Source organism: Moorena sp. SIO1F2, from assembly GCF_010672755.1.
In the GTDB taxonomy this organism is placed as follows: Bacteria; Cyanobacteriota; Cyanobacteriia; order Cyanobacteriales; family Coleofasciculaceae; genus Moorena.
The window spans coordinates 1-5,877 of sequence record NZ_JAAHFV010000385.1 but is presented as its reverse complement, the minus strand read 5'-3'; the positions used below and the strand labels follow the sequence as shown (position 1 = coordinate 5,877).

Here is a 5,877-nt window from a genome sequence, read left to right as displayed (position 1 = left end):
TAGGGAGTAGGGAGTAGGGAGTAGGGAGTAGGGATAAAAAATTATCATAATTCCTACACGGATCCCTATAGCAATTTTATAATCACAAATCTTCAATAGGGGTGAAGCATTTTATTATATGTTTGAAAGTCATTAATGTTGACCGTTAACGATCAACTTTCAGTGGTCAATAGTCAACGGTCAACGTAGCTAGCTTTATAAAATAGAGAGGGTTTTCAGGTGCGACCCGTGGCGAATTTAATTACGGGTCAAGCGCACCTCAGGTTTTTTCCTAATTGGAAAATAGCCAATTTAAATGCATAGCAGCTTACAACGGTTGTAAAAACTAAACTCCAAACTCTTGTTTGAGTTGGGCTACCCAAGTTTTTATCCGTTTTTCAGTCAGTTCAGACTGGTTATCGTCATCGAGGGCAAGACCAATAAACTTACCATTTTTGAGAGCTTTTGATTCATTAAATTCGTAACCCTCATTTGGCCACTGTCCAACGGTGCTACCCCCCAATTCGTAAATTTTGGCTTCTAGAATACCAATGGCATCCATAAAATTATCAGGATAGCCCTCCTGGTCTCCAGTTCCAAAGTAGGCAACTTTCTTACCACTAAAGTTGATATTATCTAGCTCTTCAAAGTAGCCATCCCAGTCAGCTTGTAATTCCCCAATATCCCAAGTAGGACAGCCGATGATGATATTGTCGTACTTTTCAAAATCGCTATTTTCAGCCTCTTCTATTTTATGTATAGTGACGACACCATCACCGCCAAGTCCTTCTTGAATTTCCTCAGCTGCCGCCTCTGTTTTACCGGTTTGAGAGCCGACGAAAAGACCAATTTTTGACATTTTTATTTACTCCTGATTGATGTTGATTAGATGGTGTAATAGCAGCATGTTAATTTTCTTAATTCCTGATTAAGATCCCCCTAAATCCCCCTTAATAAGGGGGACTTTTTAATCTAATTCCCCCTTATTAAGGAAAACTTTTTAATCTAATTCCCCCCTTTTTTAAGGGGGGCTAGGGGGGATCTATGTACAGAATTACAAAGATGACATGCTCCTTGGTGTAAGGATTGCTCGCTCAGCGCTCAGCTATTTTTAACCTTTAGTTAAAGGGAAAGTAATTTTTAACTCAATCCCTAAGTTTTACTTGATTCAAAATCTTGCTGAGTGCTGATCGCTGAAGACTTACTAGATGGTTGAAAAACTGGGGTTGCTTAATAATGGAATGATTGTAAGAATTTTGTAGAATGGGCATCAGGCGTGGAACTGGCATCTTGCCAGTTTCATGCTTATTTTCGCGCGGGCAGGATGCCCACTCTACTTATATTCATTCCTTGATTCAGCAACGCCGAGAAACTAAGTAGTATGCTTGCTGTGCTTAGTGGTTACCGAGGTAGAGTCAGTCAGTATCCTTTCCTCCAGCATTGGCATCTGTTGCCGACAGTGGCAGCAATACCAGTAAATGCTAGTTGCTAGTGGAGACATCCATCGTGGTTATGGCATCCATCTTTATGAACGCCCTCTAGGTCGTTTCTAGTTTATCACTAAATTTTATCAATAAACTGAAACCAAAAGGAGGGCATATTGTCTGTTCCAATAGTTTAGGTCAAAGTTGCACTTAACCTGGCTGTCACTATGGGACGGATGAACGGTTAGTTATATCTAAGCTAGGGAAAAGAGATAATGGGGTTAGGGTTGACATGGCTTCCTAGCCCCAAACAGCTCCTATTTTAAGAAGCCTATAGAATGCTCCATTAATTACTCTAGCATTTGTTGAAACTTTTTAGCAACTAATTCAACTCATCATTCCCTGAATCATACTGAGGTTATTAACCAGCAGATAGGCAAAAATCGCTCCTCCAGCGCCACCAACTAGAAAAGCTCCAGCAAACTGACTCCATCCGTCAGCAGTTTGGATAGTTTCTGGTACCTCGGGTACCCTGGTAACGAATGTGGGTCGAGGTACAGTTTTTAGCTCTTTCTTAAAGGTGACTGTACCGTAGATTGATAGGCCGATGGTCGCGATTACAATCAGAGCAATGGCTGCTGTTACACCAGCTAAGTTTGCCATCTGTGAATCCCGCAACGGTCCTAACTTGGCAAACGGACCAAAGATAAAATACCCATGAGCCATGCCAATTTCTAGACCCCTGGACAGGGGAGAAAGACCGGGACGGTAAATAGGTAGGTTTTTGAGGAAGTTAAGGCTGAGATCTGAGGAGTTAATTGGGGTTGCCAAGTCACCAACTTGGGGATTACTCCGAGGGATAATCAGCTCACCTTTTTTGAAGTCAAAACCAGCTTCTGCTCCTCGCGCCCGGATAGCATGCCAGATATGACCGAACAGAAACAACACGGCAAAGACAAAGTGGAATGCTGCCAACCAACCGCGAGCAGATACGATGCCATCACTGGATTCTAAAGTGCCTACTGGACCATAGAACACTTCCGGATAAACGGTGTCATTGACCATGACAAAGTAGGCGGCAAAAATTCCCATGTAGGCCAGCGCCCCTAAGCTATAGGAGAGATAAGCTTCTCCGGAATAAACCAAAACCTCACGTGCCCAGTTAAATGGCTTGGTTAAGATGTGCCAGAAACCACCAGCAATGCAGATCGAACCAATCCAGATGTGACCGCCAACCACATCTTCTAAATTATTCACGGCTGCCATGCCTTCTGAACCGGATGCACCAATTAAGTAGCCAAAAATTTTGACAGGGCTAAGGGTGGGATCGGTAATCACTCGTACATTGCCACCCCCACTCGCCCAGGGGTCAAATAGTCCACCCCAAAACAGGGCTTTAGCTACCAACAGCCAAGCACCAACCCCCAAAAGGATTAGGTGAATCCCGATAATGGTGGTCATCTTGTCGGAGTCTTTCCAGTCATAGCCAAAGAAACCAACAAAGGTGCCATCTTTGGTTAATTTATCTGGAGTAAGCAGGGAATGATAAAGTCCTCCAGCTCCGAGCACTGCTGAGGAAATCAAATGCAAGACCCCAACCACAAAATAGGGATAGGTGTCGATAATTTGACCACCAGACCCAACACCCAAACCTAACGAAGCAAGGTGGGGCAACAAGATTAATCCCTGGTCATACATCGGCACGTCAGGGTTGTAGCGAGATAGTTCAAACAGGGTCATTGCTCCCGCCCACAGGACTATCAAACCAGCATGGGCAATATGAGCGCCTAGCAACTTACCGGATAATTCAATAAAACGAGCATTACCAGCCCACCAGCCGACTTTTGAGATTTGGCCTTGGTTGGGACTATCAGCAATTACTGCTGTCATTGATGTACCTCTTTGAGAATTATTTGCATTTTGAGTTGGTCAATAAAGTGCTATTATATACACACTTTATTAGAATTAATTGCATTAAGCTGAATTTAGGTAGTAGCTTCAGATGCGATCGCATTCTCAACTACCTGACCCCGGCGAAAATCAAAGCCAGCTGCTCGCAAAGCATGCCAAATATGACCTTGGAGGAAGAAAAACCCAAGGAAGAAGTGAGCATTAGCTAACCAACTCCGGCAAGAAAGGGAGCTAGAGTTAGGATCGGCAAAGTAGGGGAAAACACCCAGTTTAACCGATAAAGCAGGACCATAGAAGACTTCTGGGTAGACTACGGTGTTAACAGCGCAGAAGTACGCGGCGATAAAGCCCATCAGCGCCAAAGCGCCCAAGCTGTAGGAAAGATAGGCTTCTCCAGACCAAATAAAAAGACCCCGTGTCCACTCAGATGGTTGAGTCTTGATGTGCCAAAAGCCACCGCCAATACACAGCAGACCAACCCAAATATGACCACCAACTACATCCTCTAGGTTACTGACTCCAGCAATCCAGTTCTTGCCCACAGTACCAAACAGATAGCCGAAAATCACTGCTGGATTGAGGGTAGGGTTGTTAATGACTCGCACATTCTGCACTGCTGGATCGTACAACCCCCCAAACGCGATCGCTTTAGCCACCAGTAGGAAAGCTCCAAATCCCAGTAGAATCAGGTGAATGCCAATGATGGTGGTCATTTTGTCACCATCTGCCCAGCTATACCCAAAGAAGCCAGACTTTTCTTCCAAAGTTTCCGGACCACGGAGGGCGTGGAAGATACCACCAAAGCCGAGAAATGCTGAAGAGATCAGGTGCAAAACACCAATCACAAAGTAGGGGTAAGTATCGACTATAGCTCCCCCAGCACCAACGCCCCAGCCTTGAGCTGCTAAGTGGGGCAGCAGGATTAAGCCTTGTTCGTACATCGGTTTGGCAGGATTGAAGCAGGATAGTTCAAACAGGGTTATTGCTCCGGCCCAGAAGACGATTAGACCAGCATGGGCAACATGAGCCCCCAATAATTTCCCGGATAACTCCGTGAGGCGAGCGTTACCTGCCCACCAACCATACTCTCCCTCTACTAATCGGGAACTCTCAGCAATGTTTGCCACTATACTACACCTCCTAGGATTTTATTGAAAAATATATTCAATAGTTACTTGGAATAGCTTACACTACTGCTTAAGGAAAATGAAACCTATTTTTATTAAGAATCATGACAATTCGCAGATTTGGTAAGGGATCACAGCAATCGTTAGTCACTCAGAACCCTGTCACCACTAGGTTCAAGCCATCTGTTCATCTCTTTAAGCGCCATGACTTGATTGCTCTAGAACCCGATCAACTATGGGTAGTTCAACAGGGTGTGGTGAAAACCTTGACCTGGAATGACGAAGGAACAGTAATAACATTAGGATATTGGGGAGCTGGGGATGTAGTGGGGAAATCTTTGTCTAACTTGCAAACTTACGAGATCGAGTGTTTGACTAGGGTTAAAGCGCAATGTCTGTCTTTGTCTCAGTCTTACCGCTTATCCGAGGCTATTGTTTGCCATCTGCGACAGACAGAAGAGTTGCTGTGTATCATTAGAACACCAAGAGTCTCTCAGCGTTTGCAGCAGTTTTTAAGTTGGTTAGCCCGGAAGTTCGGTCGTCCCGTCTGTAGTGGGCAACTTATTGACATACCAGTGACCCATCAAGAACTAGCTGAGATGATTGGCACCACACGAGTAACCATCACCAGGCTGATCAAGCAGTTTGAGGAAGAAGGGATAATCAGTCGTCCTCGTCGATACTGTATTGTGTTGCGCGATTGTTCTGAAATATAAATGAAAATGCTATCAATGGCGCTAGATTCAGCATACCTGGAAAGAGTACCGCTAGCGCCATCGACGTGATTAAGTTACGGGCTGATGGTGGGGAGGAAATTATGCGTTGCTTAATAATCGAATGATTTTAATAGTTTTGTGGAATGGGCATCTTGGTGGAACGGGCATCTTGGTGGAACGGGCATCTTGCCCGTTATCAATAATTTCGGGCGGGCAGGATGCCCACCCCACTCATATTAATTCGAAGATTCAGCAATGCCCGAAATTATGCGATCGCAATGTAGCCTGATAATTGCTTAATCCGCTCCATCCAAGACAGCACATTGGGGTAAGCATCTAGAGAAATCTTGGCGTCTGGTGAGAGAGATACTCTTAAACCGTCATTAATCGGGATAATCCGGTATAAAACGGTCAAGGTGCAATTTATTGTTGCCTGAGGGAGGAGTGGTAGTCAGCAATTGGAGTTAAGCCTTCCACTCATCTTTCTAGGCGATCCTGGCATCTCGACCAGGAGTTCCTTAAAAGCCTTAGTTTTGCTATGCTTGCAATTAATCCATCCAAGCTCAACTGCATCAAGCAAACTAAGTCCCATCCCTTCCGGAGACGAAACCTTAGAATAAGGTTTGAAGTTACCGTAAGGAGAGTGGAGCCTTAATCATAAAGTTTTAACCCTTTTACCCATAACCGACTAACCATAAAGGCTCCACTCTCCTAAGGTTT

The 5,877-nt window shown here is 44.6% G+C and carries 6 protein-coding genes; 1 reads left to right on the top strand and 5 read right to left on the bottom strand.

Annotation, left to right across the window (positions count from 1 at the left end; translation table 11 throughout):
* Positions 1-325 precede the first annotated feature (325 nt).
* From fldA to F6J94_RS28850, 4 genes are all read right to left on the bottom strand, one after another.
* Positions 326-838 carry a flavodoxin FldA gene (gene fldA, locus F6J94_RS28870; protein ID WP_293046713.1) on the bottom strand — a complete coding sequence of 171 codons (513 nt, stop codon included), beginning with the start codon at positions 836-838 and terminating at the stop codon, positions 326-328.
* 286 nt (positions 839-1,124) lie between these two features.
* A complete protein-coding gene (locus F6J94_RS28865) occupies positions 1,125-1,268 on the bottom strand; it encodes a hypothetical protein (protein WP_293046712.1) in 144 nt (47 codons plus the stop codon).
* Between the two features lie 522 nt (positions 1,269-1,790).
* Positions 1,791-3,293: a chlorophyll a/b binding light-harvesting protein gene (locus tag F6J94_RS28855; RefSeq protein ID WP_367142287.1), complete on the bottom strand. Its 1,503-nt coding sequence runs from the start codon at positions 3,291-3,293 to the stop codon at positions 1,791-1,793.
* A gap of 95 nt (positions 3,294-3,388) precedes the next feature.
* Positions 3,389-4,441, bottom strand: coding sequence for a chlorophyll a/b binding light-harvesting protein (locus F6J94_RS28850; protein ID WP_293046711.1), 1,053 nt, complete (start codon positions 4,439-4,441; stop codon positions 3,389-3,391).
* A gap of 104 nt (positions 4,442-4,545) precedes the next feature.
* Here F6J94_RS28850 and F6J94_RS28845 point away from each other — a divergent pair, with 104 nt between their 5' ends.
* Entirely contained in the window at positions 4,546-5,157 is a 612-nt protein-coding gene (locus tag F6J94_RS28845) for a Crp/Fnr family transcriptional regulator (protein ID WP_293046710.1), read from the top strand.
* Between the two features lie 265 nt (positions 5,158-5,422).
* Here the strand turns inward: F6J94_RS28845 and F6J94_RS28840 are convergent, their stop codons facing one another.
* Entirely contained in the window at positions 5,423-5,572 is a 150-nt protein-coding gene (locus F6J94_RS28840; RefSeq protein WP_293022569.1) for a hypothetical protein, read from the bottom strand.
* Between the last annotated feature and the right edge of the window lie 305 nt (positions 5,573-5,877).

Bases quoted from the DNA above. Each gene is read 5' to 3' on its own strand.
- F6J94_RS28865 (WP_293046712.1), bottom strand. From the start codon at position 1,268: ATGCCAGTTCCACGCCTGATGCCCATTCTACAAAATTCTTACAATCAT.
- fldA (WP_293046713.1), bottom strand. From the start codon at position 838: ATGTCAAAAATTGGTCTTTTCGTCGGCTCTCAAACCGGTAAAACAGAG.
- F6J94_RS28855 (WP_367142287.1), bottom strand. From the start codon at position 3,293: ATGACAGCAGTAATTGCTGATAGTCCCAACCAAGGCCAAATCTCAAAA.
- F6J94_RS28845 (WP_293046710.1), top strand. From the start codon at position 4,546: ATGACAATTCGCAGATTTGGTAAGGGATCACAGCAATCGTTAGTCACT.